The 22,780-nt window shown below is 73.2% G+C and carries 22 protein-coding genes; 7 read left to right on the top strand and 15 right to left on the bottom strand.

Going from position 1 to position 22,780, the window contains the following annotated elements:
- Positions 1 to 10 precede the first annotated feature (10 nt).
- From AB0G63_RS21165 to AB0G63_RS21155, 3 genes are all read right to left on the bottom strand, one after another.
- Positions 11 to 634 carry a hypothetical protein gene (locus tag AB0G63_RS21165; RefSeq protein WP_360752340.1) on the bottom strand — a complete coding sequence of 208 codons (624 nt, stop codon included), beginning with the start codon at positions 632 to 634 and terminating at the stop codon, positions 11 to 13.
- 2 nt (positions 635 to 636) lie between these two features.
- Positions 637 to 1,551, bottom strand: coding sequence for a zinc metalloprotease HtpX (gene htpX / locus AB0G63_RS21160; RefSeq protein WP_360752338.1), 915 nt, complete (start codon positions 1,549 to 1,551; stop codon positions 637 to 639).
- Between the two features lie 149 nt (positions 1,552 to 1,700).
- The gene (locus tag AB0G63_RS21155; RefSeq protein ID WP_360752335.1) at positions 1,701 to 1,970 is read right to left on the bottom strand and encodes a hypothetical protein; all 270 of its coding nucleotides are present in this window, start codon (positions 1,968 to 1,970) and stop codon (positions 1,701 to 1,703) included.
- Between the two features lie 180 nt (positions 1,971 to 2,150).
- Between AB0G63_RS21155 and AB0G63_RS21150 the strand changes: the two genes are divergently transcribed.
- Together AB0G63_RS21150 and AB0G63_RS21145 are read left to right on the top strand one after the other, a co-directional pair.
- Positions 2,151 to 2,816 (top strand): hypothetical protein, encoded by a 666-nt coding sequence (locus tag AB0G63_RS21150; protein WP_360752333.1) that lies wholly within the window; start codon positions 2,151 to 2,153, stop codon positions 2,814 to 2,816.
- Entirely contained in the window at positions 2,813 to 3,418 is a 606-nt protein-coding gene (locus AB0G63_RS21145) for a hypothetical protein (RefSeq protein ID WP_360752331.1), read from the top strand. The genes AB0G63_RS21150 and AB0G63_RS21145 overlap by 4 nt, the downstream gene beginning before the upstream one ends.
- 29 nt (positions 3,419 to 3,447) lie before the next feature.
- Here AB0G63_RS21145 and AB0G63_RS21140 read toward each other — a convergent pair whose 3' ends face one another.
- Entirely contained in the window at positions 3,448 to 4,539 is a 1,092-nt protein-coding gene (locus AB0G63_RS21140) for a substrate-binding domain-containing protein (RefSeq protein WP_360752328.1), read from the bottom strand.
- Positions 4,540 to 4,710: 171 nt separating this feature from the next.
- Positions 4,711 to 6,120 carry a type I glutamate--ammonia ligase gene (gene glnA / locus AB0G63_RS21135; RefSeq protein ID WP_360752325.1) on the bottom strand — a complete coding sequence of 470 codons (1,410 nt, stop codon included), beginning with the start codon at positions 6,118 to 6,120 and terminating at the stop codon, positions 4,711 to 4,713.
- Positions 6,121 to 6,318: 198 nt separating this feature from the next.
- Between glnA and AB0G63_RS21130 the strand changes: the two genes are divergently transcribed.
- Entirely contained in the window at positions 6,319 to 6,786 is a 468-nt protein-coding gene (locus AB0G63_RS21130; RefSeq protein ID WP_360752323.1) for an RDD family protein, read from the top strand.
- A 159-nt stretch (positions 6,787 to 6,945) separates the two neighbouring features.
- Here the strand turns inward: AB0G63_RS21130 and AB0G63_RS21125 are convergent, their stop codons facing one another.
- The 4 genes from AB0G63_RS21125 to lipB all read right to left on the bottom strand — a co-directional run bounded on the left by AB0G63_RS21125 (position 6,946) and on the right by lipB (position 10,247).
- Positions 6,946 to 7,647 (bottom strand): DUF4191 domain-containing protein, encoded by a 702-nt coding sequence (locus AB0G63_RS21125; RefSeq protein WP_360752319.1) that lies wholly within the window; start codon positions 7,645 to 7,647, stop codon positions 6,946 to 6,948.
- Positions 7,648 to 7,823: 176 nt separating this feature from the next.
- Positions 7,824 to 8,063 carry a hypothetical protein gene (locus tag AB0G63_RS21120; protein ID WP_360752316.1) on the bottom strand — a complete coding sequence of 80 codons (240 nt, stop codon included), beginning with the start codon at positions 8,061 to 8,063 and terminating at the stop codon, positions 7,824 to 7,826.
- A gap of 291 nt (positions 8,064 to 8,354) precedes the next feature.
- Positions 8,355 to 9,344 (bottom strand): lipoyl synthase, encoded by a 990-nt coding sequence (gene lipA / locus AB0G63_RS21115; protein WP_360752313.1) that lies wholly within the window; start codon positions 9,342 to 9,344, stop codon positions 8,355 to 8,357.
- A gap of 105 nt (positions 9,345 to 9,449) precedes the next feature.
- Complete coding sequence (gene lipB, locus AB0G63_RS21110; RefSeq protein WP_360752310.1) at positions 9,450 to 10,247, bottom strand: lipoyl(octanoyl) transferase LipB; 798 nt, start codon at positions 10,245 to 10,247, stop codon at positions 9,450 to 9,452.
- Positions 10,248 to 10,499: 252 nt separating this feature from the next.
- Between lipB and AB0G63_RS21105 the strand changes: the two genes are divergently transcribed.
- A complete protein-coding gene (locus AB0G63_RS21105) occupies positions 10,500 to 11,969 on the top strand; it encodes a regulator (protein ID WP_360752307.1) in 1,470 nt (489 codons plus the stop codon).
- A gap of 185 nt (positions 11,970 to 12,154) precedes the next feature.
- Here the strand turns inward: AB0G63_RS21105 and AB0G63_RS21100 are convergent, their stop codons facing one another.
- Positions 12,155 to 13,501 carry an NAD(P)/FAD-dependent oxidoreductase gene (locus AB0G63_RS21100; protein WP_360752304.1) on the bottom strand — a complete coding sequence of 449 codons (1,347 nt, stop codon included), beginning with the start codon at positions 13,499 to 13,501 and terminating at the stop codon, positions 12,155 to 12,157.
- A 561-nt stretch (positions 13,502 to 14,062) separates the two neighbouring features.
- Positions 14,063 to 14,968, bottom strand: coding sequence for a TIGR01777 family oxidoreductase (locus AB0G63_RS21095; protein ID WP_360752301.1), 906 nt, complete (start codon positions 14,966 to 14,968; stop codon positions 14,063 to 14,065).
- A gap of 69 nt (positions 14,969 to 15,037) precedes the next feature.
- On the opposite strand from AB0G63_RS21095, the gene AB0G63_RS21090 reads away from it, so the two are divergent.
- Positions 15,038 to 15,526, top strand: coding sequence for a GNAT family N-acetyltransferase (locus AB0G63_RS21090; protein WP_360752298.1), 489 nt, complete (start codon positions 15,038 to 15,040; stop codon positions 15,524 to 15,526).
- A gap of 50 nt (positions 15,527 to 15,576) precedes the next feature.
- Here the strand turns inward: AB0G63_RS21090 and AB0G63_RS21085 are convergent, their stop codons facing one another.
- Complete coding sequence (locus AB0G63_RS21085; RefSeq protein ID WP_360752295.1) at positions 15,577 to 16,761, bottom strand: MarP family serine protease; 1,185 nt, start codon at positions 16,759 to 16,761, stop codon at positions 15,577 to 15,579.
- A gap of 244 nt (positions 16,762 to 17,005) precedes the next feature.
- Here AB0G63_RS21085 and AB0G63_RS21080 point away from each other — a divergent pair, with 244 nt between their 5' ends.
- Both AB0G63_RS21080 and AB0G63_RS21075 read left to right on the top strand, forming a co-directional pair.
- On the top strand, positions 17,006 to 17,845 hold the full coding sequence (locus tag AB0G63_RS21080) for a peptidoglycan recognition protein (RefSeq protein ID WP_360752293.1): 840 nt from the start codon (positions 17,006 to 17,008) through the stop codon (positions 17,843 to 17,845).
- A 26-nt stretch (positions 17,846 to 17,871) separates the two neighbouring features.
- On the top strand, positions 17,872 to 18,066 hold the full coding sequence (locus tag AB0G63_RS21075; protein ID WP_360752291.1) for a hypothetical protein: 195 nt from the start codon (positions 17,872 to 17,874) through the stop codon (positions 18,064 to 18,066).
- Between the two features lie 351 nt (positions 18,067 to 18,417).
- Here the strand turns inward: AB0G63_RS21075 and AB0G63_RS21070 are convergent, their stop codons facing one another.
- From AB0G63_RS21070 to aceE, 3 genes are all read right to left on the bottom strand, one after another.
- Positions 18,418 to 18,936 (bottom strand): DUF4240 domain-containing protein, encoded by a 519-nt coding sequence (locus AB0G63_RS21070; protein ID WP_360752412.1) that lies wholly within the window; start codon positions 18,934 to 18,936, stop codon positions 18,418 to 18,420.
- Positions 18,936 to 19,967 (bottom strand): WYL domain-containing protein, encoded by a 1,032-nt coding sequence (locus tag AB0G63_RS21065; RefSeq protein ID WP_360752289.1) that lies wholly within the window; start codon positions 19,965 to 19,967, stop codon positions 18,936 to 18,938. The genes AB0G63_RS21070 and AB0G63_RS21065 overlap by 1 nt, the downstream gene beginning before the upstream one ends.
- 105 nt (positions 19,968 to 20,072) lie before the next feature.
- The gene (gene aceE / locus AB0G63_RS21060; protein WP_360752286.1) at positions 20,073 to 22,775 is read right to left on the bottom strand and encodes a pyruvate dehydrogenase (acetyl-transferring), homodimeric type; all 2,703 of its coding nucleotides are present in this window, start codon (positions 22,773 to 22,775) and stop codon (positions 20,073 to 20,075) included.
- Positions 22,776 to 22,780 lie beyond the last annotated feature (5 nt).

The following is a 22,780-nucleotide window of genomic DNA, read 5'->3' as shown; positions in this document are numbered from 1 at the left end:
CCCTGCGGCCTCAGCCGACCATTCCGGGAGCGTCCCAGAGGGGGAACCAGCGGTTGAGGTCCTTCTCGATGCGGAGGTCGTTCTCCAGGAGCGAGGCCACCTGCAGCTCAAACGCGTTGTCGCGTTTGTGCCGGCCAGGTTGCGTGCACAGCGGATAGAACGTGCCGCGCTTGTAGAGGTAGACCAGCGCCAGCCGCCGGTCTGCCTCGCCGCGGAAGGAGACGAGGGAACACAGCAGCTGCGGGCCGAAGCCGTTGGACTCCAGCGAGGTGTTCACCGCGTGCAGGTCCGTGACCAGCTCCGACAGCTGCTCGGGGGAGCGGCGGGAGACCAGCCACGAGTAGCCGTACTCGTCGCGCACCAGCTCCACCGGGGAGCCCGCTGCGTTCCCGGCCTCGCTCGCGCCGGGGGACCCCTGCCGGCCGGCGTCCGCGTCGAGCAGCTCCTCGATCTCGCGGTGCGTCTGCTCGAACGCCGCGCCCTCGACCGTGGCGAAGCACACCGCGCCGGTGCCGGTCGGCGTGAAACCGGCCGCGACCTCCAGGGTCACGGCCGCCGACGGCAGACCGAACAGCCGGTCCAGGTCCGGCGGTACCGGTTTCGTACGGCCGAGGATGATGTCCAGCAGACCCATGCTCACGCCTTTCCGGGGGTGGCGGCCTCACCCAGTTCGGCGGAGATCCGCCCGAGCTGGTCGAGCCGCTGCTGCAGGGGCGGGTGGGTGGAGAAGTACCGCTCGATGCCGGGCTCCCGGCCGGTGGCGGGCGTGAAGTAGAAGGCGTTGAAGGCCTGGGCGGTGCGCAGGTCCCTGGTCGGGATCCGCGCGATGTCCCCGGTGACCTTGGTCAGCGCCGACGCCAGCGCCGAGGGCCGCCCGGTCAGCAGGGCCGCCGCCCGGTCCGCCGCCAGCTCCCGGTACCGCGACAGGGCCCGTATGAGCAGGAAGCTGATCGCGTACACGACCGCGGACACGGCCATCACGGCCGCGAGCACGGCGACGGTGTTCTGGTCCTTGCGCCCGCGGAACATCGACGAGTAGAAGGCGAACCGGACCATCAGCCCGGCGATCACGCCGAGGAACGACGCGATCGTGATCACGGCGACGTCCTTGTGCGCGACGTGCGACAGCTCGTGCGCGAGCACGCCCTCCAGCTCGGCGGGCTCCAGGCGGCGCAGCAGTCCGGTCGTCACGCAGACGACGGCGTTGTCGGGATTGCGGCCGGTCGCGAACGCGTTCGGCATGTCCATATCGGAGACGGCGACCACCGGCTTCGGCATGTCCGCCATGGCGCACAGCCGGTCGACCACGCCGTGCAGTTCCGGGTACTCCTCCCGCTCCACGACCCGCCCGTGCATGGCGAACAGCGCGATCCGGTCGGAGAACCAGTACTGGGCGGCCAGCAGCGCGGCCGCGATCACGACGACCAGCACCCAGGACTTCAGCAGCGCGATCAGCGCGGCGACGAAGACCACGTACAACAGCCCGAGCAGGAACATCGTGACCGTCATCCGCACGGTCAGCCGTCGGTCGCTCCGGAAGCGGCTCTGCATCTTGGATCACCCCGCAGTCAACCCGCAGTCGGGCACTCGCCCCACTGCAAGTGTGCACCCGGCCGCCGCAATGAAACGGTCCCGATCGGCCCCGGGAGCCGCAAAAGGTCCCTGTGCGAAGGCTGAGTGAGAGTCCCTGCGGGAACGGGTCAGTACGGGGCCCGGAACCGCGCCCAGCCCAGCAGCAGGACGATCCCGGCGACGCAGCCCAGCACGATCGCCGTCGACACCCACGACGACCGGCGCGGTCCCGCCGCGTCCGGGCCGGCCCGGAAGGGCTGCGGTCCGGGCGGGTCGTGCTTCCACCGGGCGGCCAGCATCCGCGCCCGCGCCGACGGTTCCTTGTGCTCGGCCTCGTCCGCCCAGCGGAGGTCGAACTCCCGCTGGAAGTCCCGCTGGAAGTCGTCCTGTCCCGACATCCCCGTATCTCCCCGTCACCTGCTGTCGAACAGCTGTGCACGAAAGGATACGACGGCGGCGACACGTCGGCTCGTCGAACGCACGGCACCTTGCGCGAACAAACAGGCCAAACGTTTGGGTTCACTGTTGACCCAAACGTTTGGGTTGGGCATCCTGCTTGGATCCTTGAAGGGGGAGAGATGGCCGAACACGCCACGCACGCAACGGTTTTGCGTCCCGTACCGCTGCGGGAACTGCCCGCCTGCCGGCGCCTCGCCGTCGCCGCTCCGGGGAGTGCCCTGATCCTCCTGGGCGCGGCGCTCAGGGTGGTCCTCAGGACCGACCGCGACGGCATCGGCGTTCTGGGAGGCGTGCTCATCGTCGTCCTGCTGGTGCTCGCGGCCGCCGGCTGGCTGGGGCTCTACGTCCGGCAGCGGTCGCGCAACCAGCGGCTCACGTACGCGGACGGCAGACTCACCGTCACCGACCGCCGCGGACGGTCCACGTCGGTGCGGCCCGTGGAAGCCGTGGCCCACGGGGTGCGCGGGTTCATCGGGCAGAGCGTGCTGCTGGTGGTCTCCGGGGCCGAGGGGGAGGCTCCGCTGCTGCTGCGTCTGGAGCACTGGGACTGGCGTTATCTGCAGGACAGGGTGCTGCGGCCCGCGGGGGTGGTCATCGACGTCCGGTCCGACCGGCAGAGCACGGCACGTGACCTGCGGGCCGCCCATCCCGGCGTGCGGCTGCCGTTCTCCCTCGCGCACCCCCACCTGCTGACGCTCCTGCTCACCGTCGGGATCCTCGCGCTGATCACGGCGGTCGTCGTGGCCGTGTCGCTGCCGTACCTGCTGTCCGGGTCCGGCTCGTGAAACCCGTCGGGCGGGAGCGCGAACGGGCGGCGGTGGTCCTGTCGGGGGTGATGGCGGGTGCGGTCGCCGCGGTCGGGCTCCGGTGCGCGGGGCGCGGGCTCGCCGGACTGGCGTACGACCAGCGCGATGACCGGCTCGTGGTGTGGTGGCTCCTGGTGGCCGCGGCGGCGGGCTTCGCCGTCTTCGGCATCGGCCGACGGATGTGGACGGCGGCGCTGTTCGCCACGCTGGTCTGCCTGATGCCGATGCTGCGCCTGCACGTGCTGCACCAGGAAGCCCTCCACGACCGGGGCCGGGTGGAACGGGCGGTGGTGACGGCGGAGTACGAGAGGGGCGCCCTGGACGCTGCCGCCTACTCGTACGACCTGAAGCTGCCCGGCGGGGCTCCGGCCGGCCGGCTGGACACCGGCGCGCGGCGCCTGGCGGTGGGCCGTGCGGTGACCGTCACCGTCGATCCGCGCGGCGAGGTCGCCCCCGCGCTGGGCCGCCGCACCGGCACTCCCGCGGTGGGCCGCGCCCTGGAGACGGGCGTCGAGGCGGCGATGGCCCTGATGGCCGCGGGGCTCGGCGCGGCGTGGGGAATGCGCCGGCGCGGGGGGTGACCCGGAGGGCGGACGGCGCCCACCGCGCCTCAGCCGAGGGCCGGTCCGACCGGAGAGCCGGTGGAGGCGCGGGTCACCAGTTCGGGGCGCAGCCGCTCGGACGTGGCACCGTCCCCGGCGATCAGCCGCAGCAGCCGGCGTACGGCGATCCGGCCGAGGTCGGCCATGGGCGAGCGGACGCTGGTGAGGGGGACGGGCAGTTCGGCGGCGAGCGGGGTGTCGTTGTAGCCGGCCAGGGCCAGGTCCTCACCCAGGCGCAGGCCCAGATCCCGGGCGGCGCCGACGGCGCCGATCGCGGCGAGGTCGTTGACGGCGAAGACCGCGGTCGGCCGGTCGGGGCGGCTGAGCAGCTCCGTGGCGGCGCGATGTCCGCCGGTGGTGTCGAAGCGGCAGTGGCGGACGCGGTGGGCGGGCAGGGGCAGTCCGGCTTCGCGGTAGCGGTCGGTGAAGCCGGCGGTGCGGTCGGCTCCGGTGCTGGCGAACGGCTCACCGGCGATGACGGCGACGCGCCGGTGTCCCAGGGCCAGGAAGTGCTCGGCCACCAGCCGCCCGCCCAGATGGTCGTCGCAGGTCACGGCGGGGAGGTCGGTGCCGGTCCGGCGGTTGACGAGGACGAAGGGGACCTGCTCGAGCGGCGGACCGGCCAGCGCGGATCCGTCCAGATGCGCGTCACCGATGATCAGCCCGTCCACCCGGCGGCCCAGCATCATCGCGATCCGGTCGCGCTGCACGGCCGGATCGTCGTGGGTGTTGGTGACGAACGTGGAGAACCCGTGCTCGGTCGCCTCCTCCTCCACCCCCTCGTAGATGGTCGCCACCACGATCTCCGCCAGCCGCGGGAACAGTACGCCGATGAGATTGCCGCGCCGGGTGCGCAGACTGGTGGCGTGCGGGTTGGGCCGGTAGCCCAGTTCGTCGGCGAGCTCCTTGATCCGCCGGGCCGTCTCGCCGGACGCCGCGCGCCCCTGCTCCCGGGCCGGACCGTTCAGCACCCGGGAAACCGTCGAGACATGCAGCCCCAGCCGCTGTGCGATCTCCTGCAACGTCACCGGACGTCCGTCGCCCGCCACACTCGACACCTGCCACCGCCGTTCGCTCCGCGCACCTCGCCGTCGCCCCATTCTCACCGGCGGCCGAAAGGCGAAGAACACAAAGGCCCAGCCGCTCACCGTAGTGAGCGGCTGGGCCTCTGCCACGACTGTTCGCGACTGTTCGCGGCTGTTTCCGCGGGTCAGGAGGGCGATCCGGTGCTCGTCGGCGCAAGTCCGATCAGCGCCGGATCACCCCGCCTGTCACACGTCGAAGTACAGCTCGAACTCGTGCGGGTGCGGACGCAGCTGCAGCGGAGCGATCTCGTTCGCGCGCTTGAAGTCGATCCACGTCTCGATCAGGTCGGAGGTGAACACGTCACCGGCGAGCAGGAACTCGTGGTCGCGCTCCAGCGAGTCGAGGACGGCCGGGAGCGAGGTCGGGACCTGGGCGACGTTCGCGTGCTCCTCGGGAGCCAGCTCGTACAGGTCCTTGTCGATCGGCTCGGCCGGCTCGATCTTGTTCTTGATGCCGTCCAGGCCCGCGAGCAGCAGCGCCGCGAAGGCCAGGTACGGGTTGCCGGAGGCGTCGGGCGCGCGGAACTCGACGCGCTTGGCCTTCGGGTTCGAGCCCGTGATCGGGATGCGCATGGCCGCGGAGCGGTTGCGCTGCGAGTACACCAGGTTCACCGGCGCCTCGAAGCCCGGCACCAGGCGGTGGTACGAGTTCACCGTCGGGTTGGTGAAGGCCAGCAGCGACGGGGCGTGCTTGAGGATGCCGCCGATGTAGTAGCGGGCGGTGTCCGACAGGCCGGCGTAGCCCTGCTCGTCGTAGAACAGCGGCTCGCCGTTGCTCCACAGCGACTGGTGCACGTGCATGCCCGAGCCGTTGTCGCCGAAGATCGGCTTCGGCATGAAGGTCGCGGTCTTGCCGTTGCGCCAGGCGACGTTCTTCACGATGTACTTGAAGAGCTGGAGGTCGTCGGCGGCGGCGAGCAGCGTGTTGAACTTGTAGTTGATCTCGGCCTGGCCGGCGGTGCCGACCTCGTGGTGCTGGCGCTCGACCTGCAGGCCGGCCTTGGCCAGCTCCAGGGAGATCTCGGCGCGCAGGTCGGCGAAGTGGTCGACCGGCGGGACCGGGAAGTAGCCGCCCTTGTAGCGGACCTTGTAACCACGGTTGTCCTCGAGGGCGCCGGTGTTCCAGGCGCCCGCCTCGGAGTCGATGTGGTAGAAGGACTCGTTCTCGGACGTCTTGAAGCGCACGTTGTCGAAGACGTAGAACTCGGCCTCCGGACCGAAGTACGCGGTGTCCGCGATACCGGTGGAGGCCAGGTATGCCTCGGCCTTCTTCGCCACGTTGCGCGGGTCACGGGAGTACTGCTCGCCCGTGATCGGGTCGTGGATGAAGAAGTTGATGTTGAGCGTCTTGTCGCGGCGGAAGGGGTCCAGCCGCGCGGTCGACAGGTCGGGGCGCAGCGCCATGTCGGACTCGTGGATGGCCTGGAAGCCACGGATCGACGAACCGTCGAACGCCTGCTCGTCGTCGGGGTCGAACGCCTCGGCAGGCAGCGAGAAGTGCTGCATGACGCCCGGCAGGTCGCAGAAGCGGACGTCGATGAACTTGACGTCCTCGTCCGCGATGAACTTCTTGGCCTCGTCGGCGTTCTGGAACATCCAGCTCCTCCTACTCCCGACCGTCCTGCCGGGGTGGTAGTTCCTTCGTGCGGCCAGTGCGGTGGCACACGGTGCCCTCGACACTAGATACGGGTGATTTCTCAGGCGTGACCCATTTGTTTCGCACAAGTTAACCGGACGCGGGCTGCTCCGACCCCGCCTGTCCGGATCGCGAAACGCGGGCAGTACGGTGGACGCGTGGACAAGAGGGAAGCGATCGGATCCTGGCTCTCGGGCCCCCGCGCGGCCGCCGAGGACGCCGGAGTCGACTTCGGATACCGCGGCGAGCAACTCGGCCTGCCGGAGGAGGGGCCGGGCTCGATCGCCCGCCCGGGACGGCGCCTGGGCGCCCTGGCCGTCGACTGGGGCCTGTGCCTGCTGATCGCATACGGCCTCATCACCCATGGCTACGACCGGTCGACCGGCAACTGGGCGCTGCTCGTCTTCTTCGTGCTGGGCGCGCTGACGGTCGGCACGGTCGGCTTCACTCCCGGAAAGCGCCTGTTCGGTCTCCGGGTCGTCGCGCAGGACACCGGCCGTGTGCAACCGCTGCGCGCGCTGCTGCGCACGGCGCTGCTGTGCCTGGCGGTCCCCGCCCTGATCTGGGACCGCGACGGCCGCGGCCTGCACGACCGCCTGGCTCGCACGGTCGAGGTCCGGATCTGAGGCACCGGCGCATACGACGGGGGCCGCCCGGATCACTCCGGGCGGCCCCCGTCGTATGCGCTGCGACTGACGCCCCGAAGGGGCGCGGGGAACTGCGCGACCGGCCGCGACGGCGCCGCAGTCGGCTGACGGCACGACGCGGCGCATCCGGCGGAGCGCTCAGCGGGCCTTCGGGCCGCCCTTCGGGAGCTTCATGCCCCGCGGCATCGGCCCCTTCGGCAGCGGCATGTTGCTCATCAGGTCGCCGAGCGCGCGCAGCCGGTCGTTGGTCGCGGTGACCTGGGGGCCGGTGAGCACCCGCGGGAACTTCAGCATCGTGGTCCGCAGCTTCTTCAGCTCGACCTGGCCCTCGCCCGAGCCGACGATCACGTCGTGCACCGGCACGTCCGCGACGATGCGGTTCATCTTCTTCTTCTCGGCGGCCAGCAGGCTCTTGACCCGGTTCGGGTTGCCCTCGGCGACCAGGACGATGCCGGCCTTGCCGACGGCCCGGTGCACCACGTCCTGGCTGCGGTTCATCGCCACCGCGGGGGTCGTCGTCCAGCCCCGGCCGATGTTGTCGAGCACGGCCGCAGCGGCGCCCGGCTGGCCCTCCATCTGCCCGAAGGCCGCTCGCTCGGCCCGGCGCCCGAACACGATCGCCGTCGCGAGGAAAGCGAGCAGGAAGCCCAGGATCCCGAGATAGATGGGGTGACCGATCAAGAAACCGATCGCGAGGAAGACACCGAAGGTGATGATGCCGACAGCCGCGAGTACAAGACCGATCTTCTTGTCGGCCCTGCGGGTCATCTTGTAAGTCAGGGCGATCTGCTTCAGTCGCCCGGTGTTCGCAGCGTCCGCTGCGGTTTCCTTCCTCGCCATGCCACGAAGTCTACGTGGCCCCGGGAGCGTCGACGACGGCGGTGCCGGTGGGGAAGGGGCGCGGGAGGATCGGGGAGGCCCCTCATGCACTCCGGCCGCTCAGCCGCTCGGCCGCTCGGCTGCTCGGCCTGGCCGCTCGGCCCGGCCCGCTCAGCCTGGCCGCTCGGCCCGGTCGCTCAGCCGCGCGGGCTCTCGGTCGCGGCAGGGGCGCGCAGGCGCATCGCGGTGGCGGTCTGTTCGAGGACGCGCTGGGCCTCGACCCGGTCCTTGGCTCGGCGGCGGTCCTCCAGGACGGAGGTCCAGGCGTTGCGGCGGGCGGTGCGCTGGCCGCCGCTCATCAGCAGCGACTCGACGGCGCGCAGGGCGTCGGTGAAGGACGGAATGACGGTTGCCCGGACGGGCGGCGCTGCCTGCATGGTGGAGGTCCCCCTCGGTACGGCTCCGGGTGCGGATGTACGTGGCGTGATTCCAGGGTCACTGTTCGGTGTTACCAGGGCGTGACTGACCGGTCAAACGCCCATGAAGCGCCGATGTGCGGTGATGAGCGGGCGGTGAACGCCGACGCGGCCCCGGCCGAAGCCCTCATCTGCGAGGACGGCCGGGACCGCGCCGATCCGGTCGCTACCGGTCGGTAGGATCTTGTGCGCGAATTCACACGCTTGGCGCACGCCGTTCGGGGCGCGCCGGCTGACGAAGTGTCAGGCAGGTCACACGGCCTGCGGGGCGACGTGCGCGTCCCCGCTCTGCGGAGCGGCCGACTGGCGCAGCTCCACGGCCATCCGGTACAGCCGCCCGGCGCGGTAGGAGGAGCGCACCAGCGGGCCGGACATGACCCCGGAGAAGCCGATCTGCTCGGCCTCCTCCTTCAGCTCGACGAACTCCTGCGGCTTGACCCAGCGCTCCACCGGGTGGTGGCGCACGGACGGGCGCAGGTACTGCGTGATGGTGACCAGCTCGCAGCCGGCGTCGTGGAGCTGCCGCAGCGCGTCGCTGACCTCCTCGCGGGTCTCGCCCATGCCGAGGATGAGGTTGGACTTGGTGACCAGGCCGTAGTCGCGGGCGGCCGTGATGACCTTCAGCGAGCGCTCGTAGCGGAAGCCGGGGCGGATCCGCTTGAAGATCCGCGGGACCGTCTCGACGTTGTGCGCGAAGACCTCGGGCCGGGAGGAGAAGACCTCCTGGAGCTGCTCGGGGACCGCGTTGAAGTCGGGGGCCAGCAGCTCGACCTTGGTGCGCCCGCCCTCGCGGCCGGCGGTCTGCTCGTGGATCTGCCGCACGGTCTCGGCGTACAGCCAGGCACCGCCGTCCTCGAGGTCGTCGCGGGCGACGCCGGTGATGGTGGCGTAGTTCAGGTCCATGGTGACCACGGACTCGCCGACGCGGCGCGGCTCGTCACGGTCGAGCGCCTCGGGCTTGCCGGTGTCGATCTGGCAGAAGTCGCAGCGCCGGGTGCACTGGTCGCCGCCGATGAGGAAGGTCGCCTCGCGGTCCTCCCAGCACTCGTAGATGTTCGGGCAGCCCGCTTCCTGGCAGACCGTGTGCAGGCCCTCGCTCTTCACGAGGTTCTGCATCTTGGTGTACTCGGGGCCCATTTTCGCCCGGGTCTTGATCCACTCGGGCTTGCGCTCGATGGGGGTCTGGCTGTTGCGGACCTCCAGGCGCAGCATCTTGCGTCCGTCGGGGGTGACTGCGGACACAGCGGCTCCCTGTAGCTTTCGATTCCTCGGCGTACACCAGGGTACGCCCGTGATGTGTACGGCCTTCCGGCCGGGCCGACCCCCGGCAGTGGGGGCCCGTTCCCCTTACGCGGAAGCGCGCTCGATCTCCCGCGGCTTCGGCTCCGCGCTCTCCAGGACGTCCCTCAGGTGCCGCTGCGCCACCGGCAGCACCTCGTCGATCGTGACGTCCCGGCCCAGCTCGCCGGCCAGCGAGGCGACCCCCGCGTCCCGGATCCCGCACGGGATGATCTTGTCGAACCAGCGGTTGTCCGGGTTCACGTTCAGGGCGAAGCCGTGCATGGTGACGCCCTTGGCGACCCGGATGCCGATCGCGGCGATCTTGCGGTCCTCGCGGCGCTGGCCGGCGTTGGAGGGTGCGTACTCGGGGCCGTTGAGCCGCGGGTCGAACTCCTCGTCGTGCAGCCGGGGGTCGAAGTCCAGCGACAGCCCGCCGAGCGCGGGGCGCCGCTCCACCGGGTCGCCGAGCACCCACACGCCGCTGCGGCCCTCGACCCGGGTGGTCTCCAGGCCGAACTCCGCGCAGGTGCGGATCAGGGCCTCCTCGAGCCGGCGTACGTGCGCCACCACGTCCACCGGACGCGGCAGCTTCAGGATCGGGTAGCCCACCAGCTGGCCCGGGCCGTGCCAGGTGATCTTGCCGCCGCGGTCGACGTCGACGACCGGGGTGCCGTCCAGGGGGCGCTCGTCGTCCGCGGTGCGCCGGCCGGCGGTGTAGACCGGCGGGTGCTCCAGGAGCAGGACGGTGTCGGGGATCTCGTCCGCGAAGCGCGCCGCGTGCACCCGGCGCTGTTCGTCCCACGCCTGCCGGTACTCGACCGCCTGTGCGCCGAACCCCATCTGGACGAACCGCAACTCGCTCACGGCAAGCGCCTCCCTCGAATCCGTAAGGCATGACATGCGCCCACGCCACTGTACGTCCGCCCGGACCGCGTCAGCTCCACGGTCAATCCTCACACGATCGGATGAATGAAGGTCGAAATGTGCGACCGGGCGCTCACGCTCCGCTACATTCGCGCCGTTCACCAGGCCATAAGGGCTGCTCACAGGCAATCCGGGCACCACGGACTCCTTCGAGGCCGCTGGGGGCCCGAAAGGCAGGAGACCGCACCGCAGATGACGGAACGACCCGCGCAGCGCACTCCCAACCGACAGCTCGCCGCGCTCATCGCAGAAGCGGGCTTCTCCAACGCGGGTCTCGCCCGCCGGGTGGACCAGCTCGGCCTGGAACACGGCCTGGATCTCAGATACGACAAGACCTCCGTCACCCGGTGGCTGCGCGGCCAGCAGCCCCGCGGCACCACCCCCGCCCTCATCGCCGAGGTCTTCACCCGACGTCTCGGCCGCCGCCTCACCGCCCAGGACCTCGGCCTGGACGCCTGCGCGCCGGTCTACGCGGGGCTGGAGTTCGCCGGCACCCCGGAGGAGGCCGTCGACATCGTCAGCGGGCTGTGGCGCAAGGACTCCGGCAGCCACGCCGAGCTGCGCAGGATCGCGTTCACCGCGGCGGGGCTCGTGGTGCCCAGCCGGGACTGGCTGATCGGCCGCGCCGACGACCGCGTCGCCCGCGGCGAGCAGCCGTCCCCCGCCGTCGAGGCCGCCCGGGCGGGCCGGACCCCCACCGTCCCCGCCCAGGGCCGTCCCGTGGTGCCCCGCCAGCGCGGCGCCGAACGCGCACCCGGCCAGAAGGTCACCGCCGGCGACATCGCCGCGCTGCGCTCGGTCGCCGACCTGTTCCGCGCCCTCGACCACATGTACGGCGGCGGCCACGCCCGGCAGGCCCTGGTGCGCTACCTGGAGCACGAGTGCGAGCCGATGCTGCGCGGCAGCTACGGCGAGCAGACCGGCCGCCGCCTGTTCGCCGCCACCGCCGACCTGACCCGGCTCGCGGGCTGGACGTCGTACGACATCGCCGCGCACGGGCTCGCCCAGCGCTACTTCGTGCAGGCGCTGCGGCTCGCCCAGGCCGCCGGGGACCGGGCCTACGGCAGCTACGTCCTGGTCACCATGAGCCGGCAGGCCGTCTACCTGGGCCACGGCCGCGAGGCCGTGCAGCTCGCGCGGGTGGCCCAGCAGGGCGTCGGCACCGGCGCCCCGCCGCTCGTGCAGGCGCTGCTGCACGCGGCCGAGGCGCGCGGACACGGCGTGCTCGGCGAGGTGCGCAACTGCACCGCCTCGCTGGTGCGCGCCGAACGCGCCCTGGAGACGGCCCGCCCCGGCGACGAGGTCCCGTCCTGGGCGCGCTCCTTCGACGAGGCGCAGCTCGCCGACGAGTTCGGGCACTGCCACCGGGACCTGCAGCAGTTCCGCGCGGCCGCGCAGCACGCCGAGCGCTCCCTGCAACTGCGCGCGCCCTCCTACGCGCGCAGCCGCCTGTTCAGCCGTGTCGTGCTCGCCTCCGCCCGGCTCGGCCTCGGCGAACTCGACGAGGCCTGCCGGCTCGGCGTGGAGGCCGCCGCGCAGTCCGCGGAGATGCGGTCGGTCCGGGCGGTCGAGTACGTCAAGGACTTCGAGCGCCGGCTCGAGCCGTACAAGGACGCGGCGCCGGTGCGGGGCTACCGCGACAAAATCGCGGCACTGCAGTAGACCGGCCCCGCCTCTGGCGGGTCGTGCCTCGGGCCAGCCCCACCTCGGGCCGGCCCCACCTCGGGCCGGCCCCGCCCCGGGCGGGTCGCGCCTCGGAGCGGCCCTGCCTCGGAGCGGCTCTGCCTCGGAGCGGCTCTGCCTCGGACCGGCCCTGCCTCGGGCCGGCCCCGTCGCGGACCGGCGCCTCAGGCAGCCTCCCGCAGCGTGGTGCCCGGCGGTTCGGCCCGGTGCATCGAGCCCGCGCCCAGGTCGGCCAGGATCGCCGCGGCGGCCCGGTGGCCGGAGTGCAGGGCGCCCTGCACCGTGCTGGTGTCGCGGTGGTCGCCGCACACGTACAGGCCCGCCAGCAGGCGTACCGGCCGCCGCAGGTCGTGCGGGGGCCGCATGGCCGGCACGGCCTCGGCGGTGTGGTGCACGGCGAGGGTCTCCCAGCGCGCCGTCGAGGTGCCGTACAGCCGGGCCAGGTGCATGCGCACGGCCGTGTCCAGCTCCGGCTCGGTTGGGCCGAGGACCGTCGAGGAGACCAGGGTGCGGCCCGCGGGCGCGCGGGAGGGATCGACCCGGCTGACCACCGCGGTGTGCGCGACCGGGCCGCTCCGGTCCGCGTCGAGCAGCAGGAAGGCGCCCGTGCCGGGCGGCTCGTCGGTCGCGTGGTGCACCACCGTCACCGGGTGGAAGTCCGGCACGCGCAGACCGGGCAGCAGCTCCGCGGCGGCCCGCGCGTCGGTCGCCAGCAGCACCGCCCGGCAGCGGATCTCGCCGTGCTCGGCGGTGGTCACACCGTTCGTGGAGACGGAGGTGACCCGGACGCCGGTGTGCACGGTGCCCGGCGGCAGCCCCCGGGCGAGCAGCTCCGGCAGCGCCTCGGCGCCGCCCTCCGGCAGGCACAGCCGCCCGCTCGCGTACGCGCGCAGTGCGAGGTCGGCGACCCTGCTGGACGTGGTCAGCTCCGGGTCGCACAGCAGCGCGGCGAGCAGCGGGCGCAGGAACCCGTCGATCGTGCGGGCGGGCAGGCCGCGGGCCGCCAGGGCCTGCCCGGCGGGCAGCTCCGGCCGGGCCAGCAGCCGTTCGGCGCGGGTGGCGGCCAGGCGTGCCAGGGCGGTGCCCAGGCGGGCCTGGTCTACGGCGGTGCCCAGCGGGGCGCCGGACCGGGGAGCGCTCCGGGAGGGGGTGCTCGCCAGCGCGCGCACCGCGTGGAGTGCGCCCCGTGCGCCCCCCGTGGTCGCGGGAAGTCCGGCGCGGTGCCTGCGCCCGTCGCTGTGCAGCAGGACACCCGGGGCGAAGGGCCGCAGGACCAGCCCGTCGAGACCGGGTGTCAGACGTAGTTCGGGATAGGCCGTGGACAGCAGCTGTCCGACGCGGTCGAGCCGGAACCCGTCGACCTTCTCCGTGGCCATGCGGCCGCCGGCGCACGGGCCGGCCTCCAGGACCGTGGTCGTCACTCCTACGCTGGTCAGCCGGTGCGCCGCGGAGAGCCCGGCGACCCCGGCTCCCACGATGACGACGTCCGCCCGGTACATGGGCTCAAGCACGTGCCCCTCCTCGAGGTTGCGCGGCCGGTGGAGACGTGATGCCCCCGACAGGCTCCGGGAATACCCGAGTTCGGGTCGAGGTTAGGGCCGTGACCGACCGTCGGCAGTCGCGCACGGACAGGGCACGGTCGCACACCGGTCGCATGCGGTCGTGCCCCGGCACTCGCCGCGCTCCGCCGTCGCCGGGCTCGGCGGGTGCAGGGCTCGATGGTCGTCGTGCGCCGTCGCCGTGCCCGGCCGTCGTCGTGCCTGACCGACGCCGTGCTCCGCTGTCGCCGTGCCCGGCCGTCGTCGTGCCCGGCGGACGCCGTGCTCGGCCGTCGTCGTGCCCGGCTGTCGCCGCGCCCGGCCGTCGCCGTGCCTGACCGACGCCGTGCTCCGCTGTCGTCGTGCCCGGCCGTCGTCGTGCCCGGTCGTCGTCGTGCCCGGCCGTCGTCGTGCCCGGCCGCCGTCGTGCCCGGCCGTCGTCGTGCCCGGCGGACGCCGTGCTCCGCCGTCGCCGGGCTCGGCGGGCGCCGCTCGATGGTCGTCGTGCCCGGCCGTCGCCGCGCCCGGTGGGTGCTACGGCTGCGTTTCCGCCGCCCTGATCGACTCCTCGATGTCCGGGAAAGCGAACGCGAATCCCGACGCCAGCAGCCGGGCCGGCAGCACCCGCGCGCTGCCCAGCACGTCCCCGGCCATCTCGCCGAGCACCGTCCGCAGCACCGGCGCCGGCACCGGCAGCAGCGTCGGCCGGTGCAGCACGCGCCCCATCGCCGCGGTGATCTCCCGGTTGGTCCGCGGATGGGGGGCGGTCAGGTTGACCGGCCCGGACAGGCCGTCGGTGTCGATCAGATGCCGCAGGGCGGCCACCTCGTCGTGCAGCGAGATGTACGACCAGTACTGCCGCCCGTCGCCCATCCGCCCGCCGAGCCCCGCCTTGAACAGCGGGAACAGCCGGGCCCAGGCCCCGCCGGAACGGGCCACCACCAGCCCCGTCCGCGCGAACACCGTACGCACGCCCGCCTCCTGGGCGGGTGCCGCCGCGCCCTCCCACTCCACGCACAGCGCGGGCAGGAAGCCCTCCCCGGGCGGCGCGCTCTCGTCGACCGCGCGGTCGCCGGTGTCGCCGTAGAAGCCGATCGCGCTGCCGTTCACGAACACCCGCGGCCTGCGCTCCAGCGCGGCGACCGCCTCCGCCAGCGTCGAGGTGCCGCGCACCCGGCTGTCGCGGACCGTCCGCTTGTACTCCTCCGTCCACCGCCGGTCGCCCACCCCGGCGCCCGCGAGGTTGACCACCGCGTCGCACCCGGCGAGCCCGGCCACGTCCACGTACCCCTCCTCGGGGTTCCAGCGCACCTCGTCCCGCTCCCGCGCCGCCCGGCGGACCAGCCGCACCACCTCGTGCCCGTCGGCCCGCAGGGACCGCACCAGCGCCGAGCCGATCAGACCCGAGGCGCCGGCCACCGCAATTCGTGAACTCTCCATGATCCCCATCCTGTACGGGCGTTTCCGGCCCCGGTCCGGTTCCGGGGCCCTCCTCATAGAGTGACCGTCATGTCCGCCACACACATACGCCACGCCACGTACGCCGACGAGGACGCCCTGTCCCTGCTCGACCGGGCGACCTGGTCCCCCCTGCACGCGGTCACCCTGCCCCCGCGGGAGCCGTACGAGCCCTTCTTCCGGGAGACCGCGGGCCCCGGCGACCACCTGGTCGCCGAGACCGACGGCCGTGTCGTGGGCTACGTCCGCCTCGGCTTCCCCACCGAACTGGCGTCCAACGCGCACGTCCGGCAGATCCGCGGGCTGGCGGTGGCCGAGGAGGCCCGCGGCAGGGGCGTCGGCCGGGCGCTGCTGCGCGCCGCCGTCGAAGAGGCCCGGGACCGCGGCGCCCGCCGCATCACCCTGCGGGTACTGGGCCACAACACCGCCGCCCGCAAGCTGTACGAGTCCGAGGGCTTCGTCGTCGAGGGCGTACAGCCGGAGGAGTTCTGCCTGGACGGCGCGTACGTCGACGACGTCCTCATGGGCCGCTTCCTGTGACCCCGGGTTCCTGCCTCCGGGCTCCCGCGGCCGTCGGTTCCTGAGCGCCCTCAGGAACTGACCAGGTCGCCCGTGTCCACCGGCGCCGTCGCCGTGGCCGCGCGCCCGGCGTCGGAGGCCACCTCGGTGGCCGTCAGGACGTAGCCCGTCGCGTCGTCGGAGGTGGAGCGGGCGAAGACGACGCCGTAGACCCGGCCGTCGGTGGTCAGCAGCGGGCCGCCGGAGTTGCCGGGGCGGACGGTGGAGCGGATCGCGTAGATCTCCCGTGTCACCGTGGACTCGTTGTAGATGTCCCGGCCGGTCGCGCGCACCCGGTTCGCCACCGTCGCCGCCTGCAGGTTCAGGTCGCCGTCCTGCGGATATCCGGCCACCACCGCCGAGTCCCCGCGCGCCGCGCCGTCGTCGAAGCGGAGCACGGGGGCGGTCAGCCCCGGCACGTACAGCACGGCCACGTCCCGCTCGGGGTCGAACAGCACCACCCGCGCCTCGTACGACGGCCCGACCCCGCCCACCCGCACGCTCGGGGCGTCGATCCCGGCCACCACGTGGGCGTTGGTCATCACGTGCTCCCGGGCGTACACGAACCCGCTGCCCTCCCGGCCCTGGTCCCCGGAGACGCCCTCGATCTTCACGGTGCTCAGCTTCGCCGCGTTCGTCGCGCTCGCCGTGACGCTGTCGCCGGAGGGGTCGGCCACCCGCGCCGTCGACTCGTTCTCGAAGGGGTTGAAGACCTGCGGGAAGCCCGCCCGGTCCAGCGCCGACGTCGCCCGCGAGAACCACGCCGGCGTGGTCTGCGGCATCGCCTCCTGCACCGTGCCGAGCAGCGCCGAGTCCCGGATCGCCGTCGTGACCACCGGCGACGACGACGCGCCCAGCACGCTCGCCGCCACCCACGCCACGATCAGCACCGCCACCGTGTTGGCCGCGGCCCCGCCGACCCCGTCCGCCACCCGCAGCGGCCCCCGGTCCAGCTCGCGGCGCAGCAGCAGCGCCAGCCTGCCCGCCAGCTCGTGCCCCAGCACGGCCGGCACCAGCACGGTCAGCACCGCGGTCACGGTCGCCCGGGTGGTCCCCGGCGTCACCAGGCCCATCACCGACGGCAGCACCCACACACCGACGACCGCGCCGCCGACGAACCCGGCCAGCGAGACGCAGCCGGCCACCAGCCCGCGCCGGTAACCGGACACCGCGTAGGCCGCGACCACCAGCAACAGGAGGATGTCGAGCAGGTCCACCAGGCCGCCTTTCTCTCGGACCCCTCAGTACGGACGGGACGGGCCCGGTGATCAGTCACCCGCGCGTGCGGCGCCCGGAACCGGGCCACGCGTGCGTGTATCCGAAAAAACGTCGCGGACCGGGACGATGGTTCCACCGGGTGGCACACCACACATCGCGGACCGGGGGGATCGGCCCGACAGTGGGACCATGCGTGTCTTCCGACCGGCCTTACGAAGAGCGCGCAGGGCGCGCAGGCGAACCGTGGCGCGCATACGCCGGCTGCCCCACTCCACGCGGGTGACGCTCGTCTGCCTGCCCGCGCTGGCCGCCGTCCTCGTGCTGGCGCTGTTCGTGAGCGACGCCGGCCGGCCGGCCGCCGTCCACCGCCCCCGGCCCGCCCCCGCGACCCGCCCCGCCCAGCCCCCGGCCGCACGGCCGCCCATCGTGCCCCGCTCGGTCTGGCTCGGCCCCGCGCGGCTGCACCCCCAGCCGCCCCCGCGCTACGCCGACGAGGTCATCGCCGTCGTCGTCCACCACACCGACTCGCCCAACGGGTACGCGTGCGCCGACGCGCCCCGCGTCATCCGCCGCATCTACGAGGAGCAGACCGGTGTCCGGGGATGGGACGACATCGGCTACAACTTCCTCGTCGACCGCTGCGGCACCATCTACGAGGGCCGCGCCGGAGGCGTCGACCGTCCCGTCGTCGGCGCCCACACCCAGGGCTTCAACCACCGCACGGCCGGCGTCGCCGCCATCGGCACCTTCACGGCCGGCATGACCGTCCCGAAGGCCATGACCGACGCGATCGCCGCCGTCGCCGCCTGGAAGCTGGGCCTGGCCGGCGTCGATCCGCGCACCGTCGTCCACCTGATCTCCAGCAGCGGCCTCAGCCGCTATCCCGCCGGCGCCTCCGCCGCGCTGCCCGCGATCGCCGGCCACGACGACGGCTACCGGACGAGCTGCCCGGGCGCCGCGCTGTCCGCCCGCCTGCCGGAGATCAGGGAGCTGGCGGCGCGGCTGCAGGGCCGCTCGTCACACCCACAGCGAGGCCACAGCCGACGCGCAGGGCACGCAGATCCCGCCCGTCTACGGTCGTGACCACAAGCCGACCGGAGGTGGGGAACATGAGCGACATCAGCAGCAGGGGACGTTTCTGGACGGTGGTCTGCGCGGTCGCGGCCGTCGTCGTCGGCCCGGCCGCCGCCACGGCGTCCGCGCTCGACCAGGCCAACAAGGCGCCGCTGCACCACGCGGTGGCGGCCGAGACGCAGGCGTACCTCCCCTCGGAACCGACGGGCCGCCGCCGCACCGCCGCCTGAGCGGCCGGAGCCGTCGGTGCGGTCGGCGCGCTCAGCACGTCCGTGCGTCCTTCAGCGGCAGGGGCGCCCGTGGCGCGTGGCGTGCACCAGCCCAGTCCCAACGGGCTGATCGCGGCCGCCCGCGCGGGCCGCGGGGAAGCGGGGAGCGGCTGCGGAAGCTGCGGAAGCTGCGGGAGGCGGGCCGGACGGCGCTGGGCGTGCCGCGCGGCGCCTGCGGAAGTCCACGCCGGACACGGTCACCGTGCGGCCCTCGCCCGGGAGCGCCGTCGGACCCGACCGCGTTCGCCGGCTGCTGGACGCCACCGGTGAGACGGGGAGTCCGCCTCCTGGAGCGGCTGCTCGTCCGTGCGGTCAGTCCCTGAAGCGCTCCCACAGCCGGGGATACCGCTCCGCCAGCGCCCGCTCGTTCTCGAAGTCGACGGGGGCGCCCGCCGGTTCGAGCGGCGCGGGAGGGATGCCCAGGTCGGGCGCGACGGTGCCGGTGAGCTGCTCGTACGCCTCGTCCGCGGCGTAGCCGAGCTCCTCGCCGTCGCCGTCGACCTCCTCGTCGAAGTCCTCCAGCAGGTCCGCCAGCGCGTCCGGGTCGTGCACCGCGCCCTCGTACACCTCGCGGCCCTGACCGATCAGCCAGCAGCGGAAGAAGTCGAAGGCGTCGTCGCTCGCGCCGTCCAGCAGCACCCAGGCGGCGCCCCACAGGTCCCAGGTGTACGCCCGGTTGTAGCGGGCCTCGAAGTGACGGGCGAAGTCCAGCACCAGCTCCGGGTCGAGCCGCAGCAGACGCTCCACCAGCAGCTCGGCCTGCTCCTCGGGGTCGCCCTCGGCGGCATCCCGGGTGGCGTCCACCAGCTCCCAGAACTCCGTCTCGTCCATCACGGGTCCAGCATCGGCCCTGGGCGGGCGGGGCGCACGCGGAGTGCGGCGGACCGCCGCGCCCCGTACAGGAGGGCGAGCCGGGCCGCGTCGTCGGCGAGACGCGCCCGCAGCGCCGCCGGCGCCAGCACCTCCGCCTCCGGCCCCAGCGCCGTGAGCTGGGTGTGGGCGACCTCCTCGGACTCCACCGGCAGGGTCACCGTCACCCAGCCGTCGCCGTCGGGCGCGCCCGCCGCGGCCAGCGCCTCCCGGGCGGCCTGCGGATCGACGGCGTACGGCAGCCTGCGCATCCCCTCGCCGGACAGCCGCACCACCACCTCGGCCCGCAGGATCGACCGGGCGAACTGCTCGGCCCGCTCCTCCCAGAAGGCGGGCAGGTCGAAGTCCTCGTCCCGCTCGAAGCGCTCGCCGTCCGCCTCGACCGCCGTGAACCGGTCGAGGCGGTACACGCGGCAGGGCCCGCCGGCCGCCACCCGCGCGCACAGGTACCAGACCCCCGCCTTCAGCACCAGGCCGTACGGCTCCAGCTCCCGCTCGACCTCCGCCTCCCGGCCGCGGTAGCGCGCGGTGATCCGCCGGTCGTCCCACACCGCCCGCGCCACGGCGGGCAGCAGCTCGGGCGTCGCCGGCTCGGTGAACCAGTTCGGCGCGTCCAGGTGGAACCGCTGGGCGGCCGTCCGCGGCGCGTCCCGCAGGGACGGCCCGAGGGCCGCGGACACCTTCAGCCGGGCCGCCGAGGCCGCGTCCTGGAGCCCCATCTCCCGCAGCGCGCCGGGCACACCGCTCAGGAACAGCGCCTCCGCCTCGTCGCGCGCCAGTCCGGTCAGCCGGGTGCGGTAGCCGCCGATCAGCCGGTAGCCGCCGGCCCGTCCCCGGTCCGCGTACACCGGCACGCCCGCCTCCGACAGCGCCTGCGCGTCCCGGGTGACCGTCCGCTCCGACACCTCCAGCTCCCGCGCCAGCTCGGCGGCGGTCATCGAGGGACGGGACTGCAGCAGCAGCACCATTCTGATCAGCCGGGCAGCACGCATACGGTCATCATGCACAGGGCCGGGCCCCCGCCGGGGCGGGGACCCGGCCGCACGGCAGGGGCCACGGGTCGCTGGGCGCCGTATTCGGCCTGTACTACCGATGTACTACAGGCCGTACTTCTCGCGCGCTTCCTGCACTGCCGTCGCCTTCACCTCGCCGCGCCGGGCCAGCTGGGCCAGGGCCGCGACGACGACCGACTCGGCGTCCACGCCGAAGTGGCGGCGGGCGGCCTCACGGGTGTCGGAGAGGCCGAAGCCGTCGGCGCCGAGCGAGGACCAGTCCTGCTCGACCCACTGCGCGATCTGGTCCGGTACCTGGCGCATGTAGTCGGAGACCGCGAGCACCGGGCCCTCGGCGCCGTGCAGCGCCCGGCGGACGTACGGCACCCGCTCCTCGCCGCGCAGCAGGGCCGCGTCGGCGTCCAGGGCGTCGCGGCGCAGCTCCGTCCAGGAGGTCGCGGACCACACGTCGGCGGCCACGCCCCACTCCTCGGCGAGCATCCGCTGAGCCCGGACGACCCAGTGGATCGCCGTGCCGGAGCCCAGCAGCTGGATGCGCGGGGCGTCGGCCGCCGGGGCGAACCCGGCCGACTCGGCCGTGCTGAAGCGGTACAGGCCCTTGACGATGCCCTCGTCGACGCCCGGGTCGGACGGCTTCGCCGGCTGCGGCAGCGGCTCGTTGTAGACGGTCAGGTAGTAGAAGACGTTCTGGTCCTCGCCCGGCTTCGCCTCGCCGTACATCCGGCGCAGACCCTCGCGGACGATCACCGCGATCTCGTAGGCGAACGCCGGGTCGTAGCTGAGCGCGGCCGGGTTCGTGGCGGCGATGACCGGGGAGTGGCCGTCGGCGTGCTGCAGGCCCTCGCCGGTGAGCGTGGTGCGGCCCGCCGTCGCGCCGACCAGGAAGCCGCGGCCGAGCTGGTCGCCGAGCTGCCACATCTGGTCGGCCGTGCGCTGCCAGCCGAACATCGAGTAGAAGATGTAGAACGGGATCATCGCCTCGCCGTGCGTCGCGTACGACGTCGAGGCGGCGATGAAGTCGGCCATCGAACCGGCCTCGGTGATCCCCTCGTTGAGGATCTGGCCGTTCTTGGCCTCCTTGTAGTACATCAGCTGGTCGCGGTCGACCGGCTCGTACGTCTGGCCCTTGGGGGAGTAGATCCCGAGGGACGGGAACAGGCTCTCCATGCCGAAGGTGCGGGCCTCGTCGGGGACGATCGGCACCCAGCGCCGGCCGGTCTCCTTGTCGCGGACCAGGTCCTTGATGAGGCGGACGAACGCCATGGTGGTGGCCACGTTCTGGGAGCCGGAGCCCTTGTCGAAGGACGTGAACACCTTCTCGGCGGGGGCGGGCAGCGGCGCCACCGGGTGCACCCGGCGGGCCGGGGCCGGGCCGCCGAGGGCCGCGCGGCGCTCCTGGAGGTAGCGCACCTCGGGGGAGTCGGCGCCCGGGTGGCCGTAGGGGACCACGCCGTCGGTGAAGTCGCTGTCCTTGATCGGCAGGTCGAGCAGGTCGCGCATCGCCTTGAACTCGTCCACCGTCAGCTTCTTCATCTGGTGGTTGGCGTTCTTCGACGCGAAGCCCTCGCCGAGGGTGAAGCCCTTGACCGTCTGGGCCAGGATGACCGTCGGGGCGCCCTTGTGCTCGACGGCCGCCTGGTAGGCCGCGTACACCTTGCGGGGCTCGTGGCCGCCGCGGGAGAGGTGGAAGCACTCCAGGATCTTGTCGTCGCTCAGCAGCTTCGCCATCTCGGCGAGCGCCGGGTCGGCGCCGAAGAAGTCCTGGCGGATGTAGGCCGCGTCGCGGGTCTGGTACGTCTGCACCTGCGCGTCCGGCACCTCACGCAGCCGCCGGACGAGCGCGCCGGTGGTGTCCAGGGCGAACAGCTCGTCCCAGGCCGAGCCCCACAGCGTCTTGATCACGTTCCAGCCGGCGCCGCGGAACTGGGCCTCCAGCTCCTGCACGATCTTGAAGTTGGCGCGGACCGGGCCGTCGAGGCGCTGCAGGTTGCAGTTGATGACGAAGGTCAGGTTGTCCAGCTGCTCGCGCGCGGCCAGCGCGAGGGCCGCCGTCGACTCGGGCTCGTCCATCTCGCCGTCGCCGAGGAAGGCCCACACGTGGGACGCGGAGACGTCCTTGACGCCGCGGGCGGTGAGGTAGCGGTTGAAGCGGGCCTGGTAGATCGCCGACAGCGGGCCGAGGCCCATCGACACCGTCGGGAACTCCCACAGCCACGGCAGGCGGCGCGGGTGCGGGTAGGACGGCAGGCCGTTGCCGCCGGCCTCCTGGCGGAAGTTGTCCAGGTGCGTCTCGCTCAGGCGGCCGTCGAGGAAGGCGCGGGCGTAGATGCCGGGGGAGGCGTGGCCCTGGATGTAGAGCTGGTCGCCCGAGCCGTCGCCCTCCTTGCCGCGGAAGAAGTGGTTGAAGCCGGTCTCGTACAGCCAGGCCGCGGAGGCGAAGGTGGCGATGTGGCCGCCGACGCCGTGCTTCGAGCCCCGGGTGACCATGGCGGCCGCGTTCCAGCGGTTCCACGCGGTGATCCGGGCCTCCATCGCCTCGTCACCGGGCACGGCGGGCTCGGCGGCGGTGGGGATGGTGTTGACGTAGTCGGTCTCGAGGAGCTTGGGCAGCGCGACGCCGGCGCCCTCCGCGCGCTCCAGCGTGCGGCGCATCAGGTACGCGGCACGGTGCGGGCCGGCCGCCTTGGCGACCGCGTCCAGCGAGGCCTGCCACTCGGCGGTCTCCTCCGGGTCGCGGTCCGGGAGCTGGTCGAGCTCGCTGGGCTGGATGGCGTTGGGGTCGGTCATGTCGC

Origin of the sequence: Streptomyces sp. NPDC020996, assembly GCF_040641355.1 — a bacterium.
Taxonomy (GTDB): Bacteria; Actinomycetota; Actinomycetes; order Streptomycetales; family Streptomycetaceae; genus Streptomyces.
The sequence above is the reverse complement of the archived record's forward strand: the minus strand, read 5'-3'. Positions and strand labels throughout refer to the sequence as shown.

Excerpts from the sequence above, each read along its gene's own strand:
- AB0G63_RS21165 (WP_360752340.1), bottom strand. The coding sequence starts at position 634 with ATGGGTCTGCTGGACATCATCCTCGGCCGTACGAAACCGGTACCGCCG.
- htpX (WP_360752338.1), bottom strand. The coding sequence starts at position 1,551 with ATGCAGAGCCGCTTCCGGAGCGACCGACGGCTGACCGTGCGGATGACG.
- AB0G63_RS21155 (WP_360752335.1), bottom strand. The coding sequence starts at position 1,970 with ATGTCGGGACAGGACGACTTCCAGCGGGACTTCCAGCGGGAGTTCGAC.
- AB0G63_RS21150 (WP_360752333.1), top strand. The coding sequence starts at position 2,151 with ATGGCCGAACACGCCACGCACGCAACGGTTTTGCGTCCCGTACCGCTG.
- AB0G63_RS21140 (WP_360752328.1), bottom strand. The coding sequence starts at position 4,539 with ATGGGGCGACGGCGAGGTGCGCGGAGCGAACGGCGGTGGCAGGTGTCG.
- glnA (WP_360752325.1), bottom strand. The coding sequence starts at position 6,120 with ATGTTCCAGAACGCCGACGAGGCCAAGAAGTTCATCGCGGACGAGGAC.
- AB0G63_RS21125 (WP_360752319.1), bottom strand. The coding sequence starts at position 7,647 with ATGGCGAGGAAGGAAACCGCAGCGGACGCTGCGAACACCGGGCGACTG.
- AB0G63_RS21120 (WP_360752316.1), bottom strand. The coding sequence starts at position 8,063 with ATGCAGGCAGCGCCGCCCGTCCGGGCAACCGTCATTCCGTCCTTCACC.
- AB0G63_RS21105 (WP_360752307.1), top strand. The coding sequence starts at position 10,500 with ATGACGGAACGACCCGCGCAGCGCACTCCCAACCGACAGCTCGCCGCG.
- AB0G63_RS21095 (WP_360752301.1), bottom strand. The coding sequence starts at position 14,968 with ATGGAGAGTTCACGAATTGCGGTGGCCGGCGCCTCGGGTCTGATCGGC.
- AB0G63_RS21090 (WP_360752298.1), top strand. The coding sequence starts at position 15,038 with ATGTCCGCCACACACATACGCCACGCCACGTACGCCGACGAGGACGCC.
- AB0G63_RS21075 (WP_360752291.1), top strand. The coding sequence starts at position 17,872 with ATGAGCGACATCAGCAGCAGGGGACGTTTCTGGACGGTGGTCTGCGCG.
- AB0G63_RS21070 (WP_360752412.1), bottom strand. The coding sequence starts at position 18,936 with ATGGACGAGACGGAGTTCTGGGAGCTGGTGGACGCCACCCGGGATGCC.
- AB0G63_RS21065 (WP_360752289.1), bottom strand. The coding sequence starts at position 19,967 with ATGCGTGCTGCCCGGCTGATCAGAATGGTGCTGCTGCTGCAGTCCCGT.
- aceE (WP_360752286.1), bottom strand. The coding sequence starts at position 22,775 with ATGACCGACCCCAACGCCATCCAGCCCAGCGAGCTCGACCAGCTCCCG.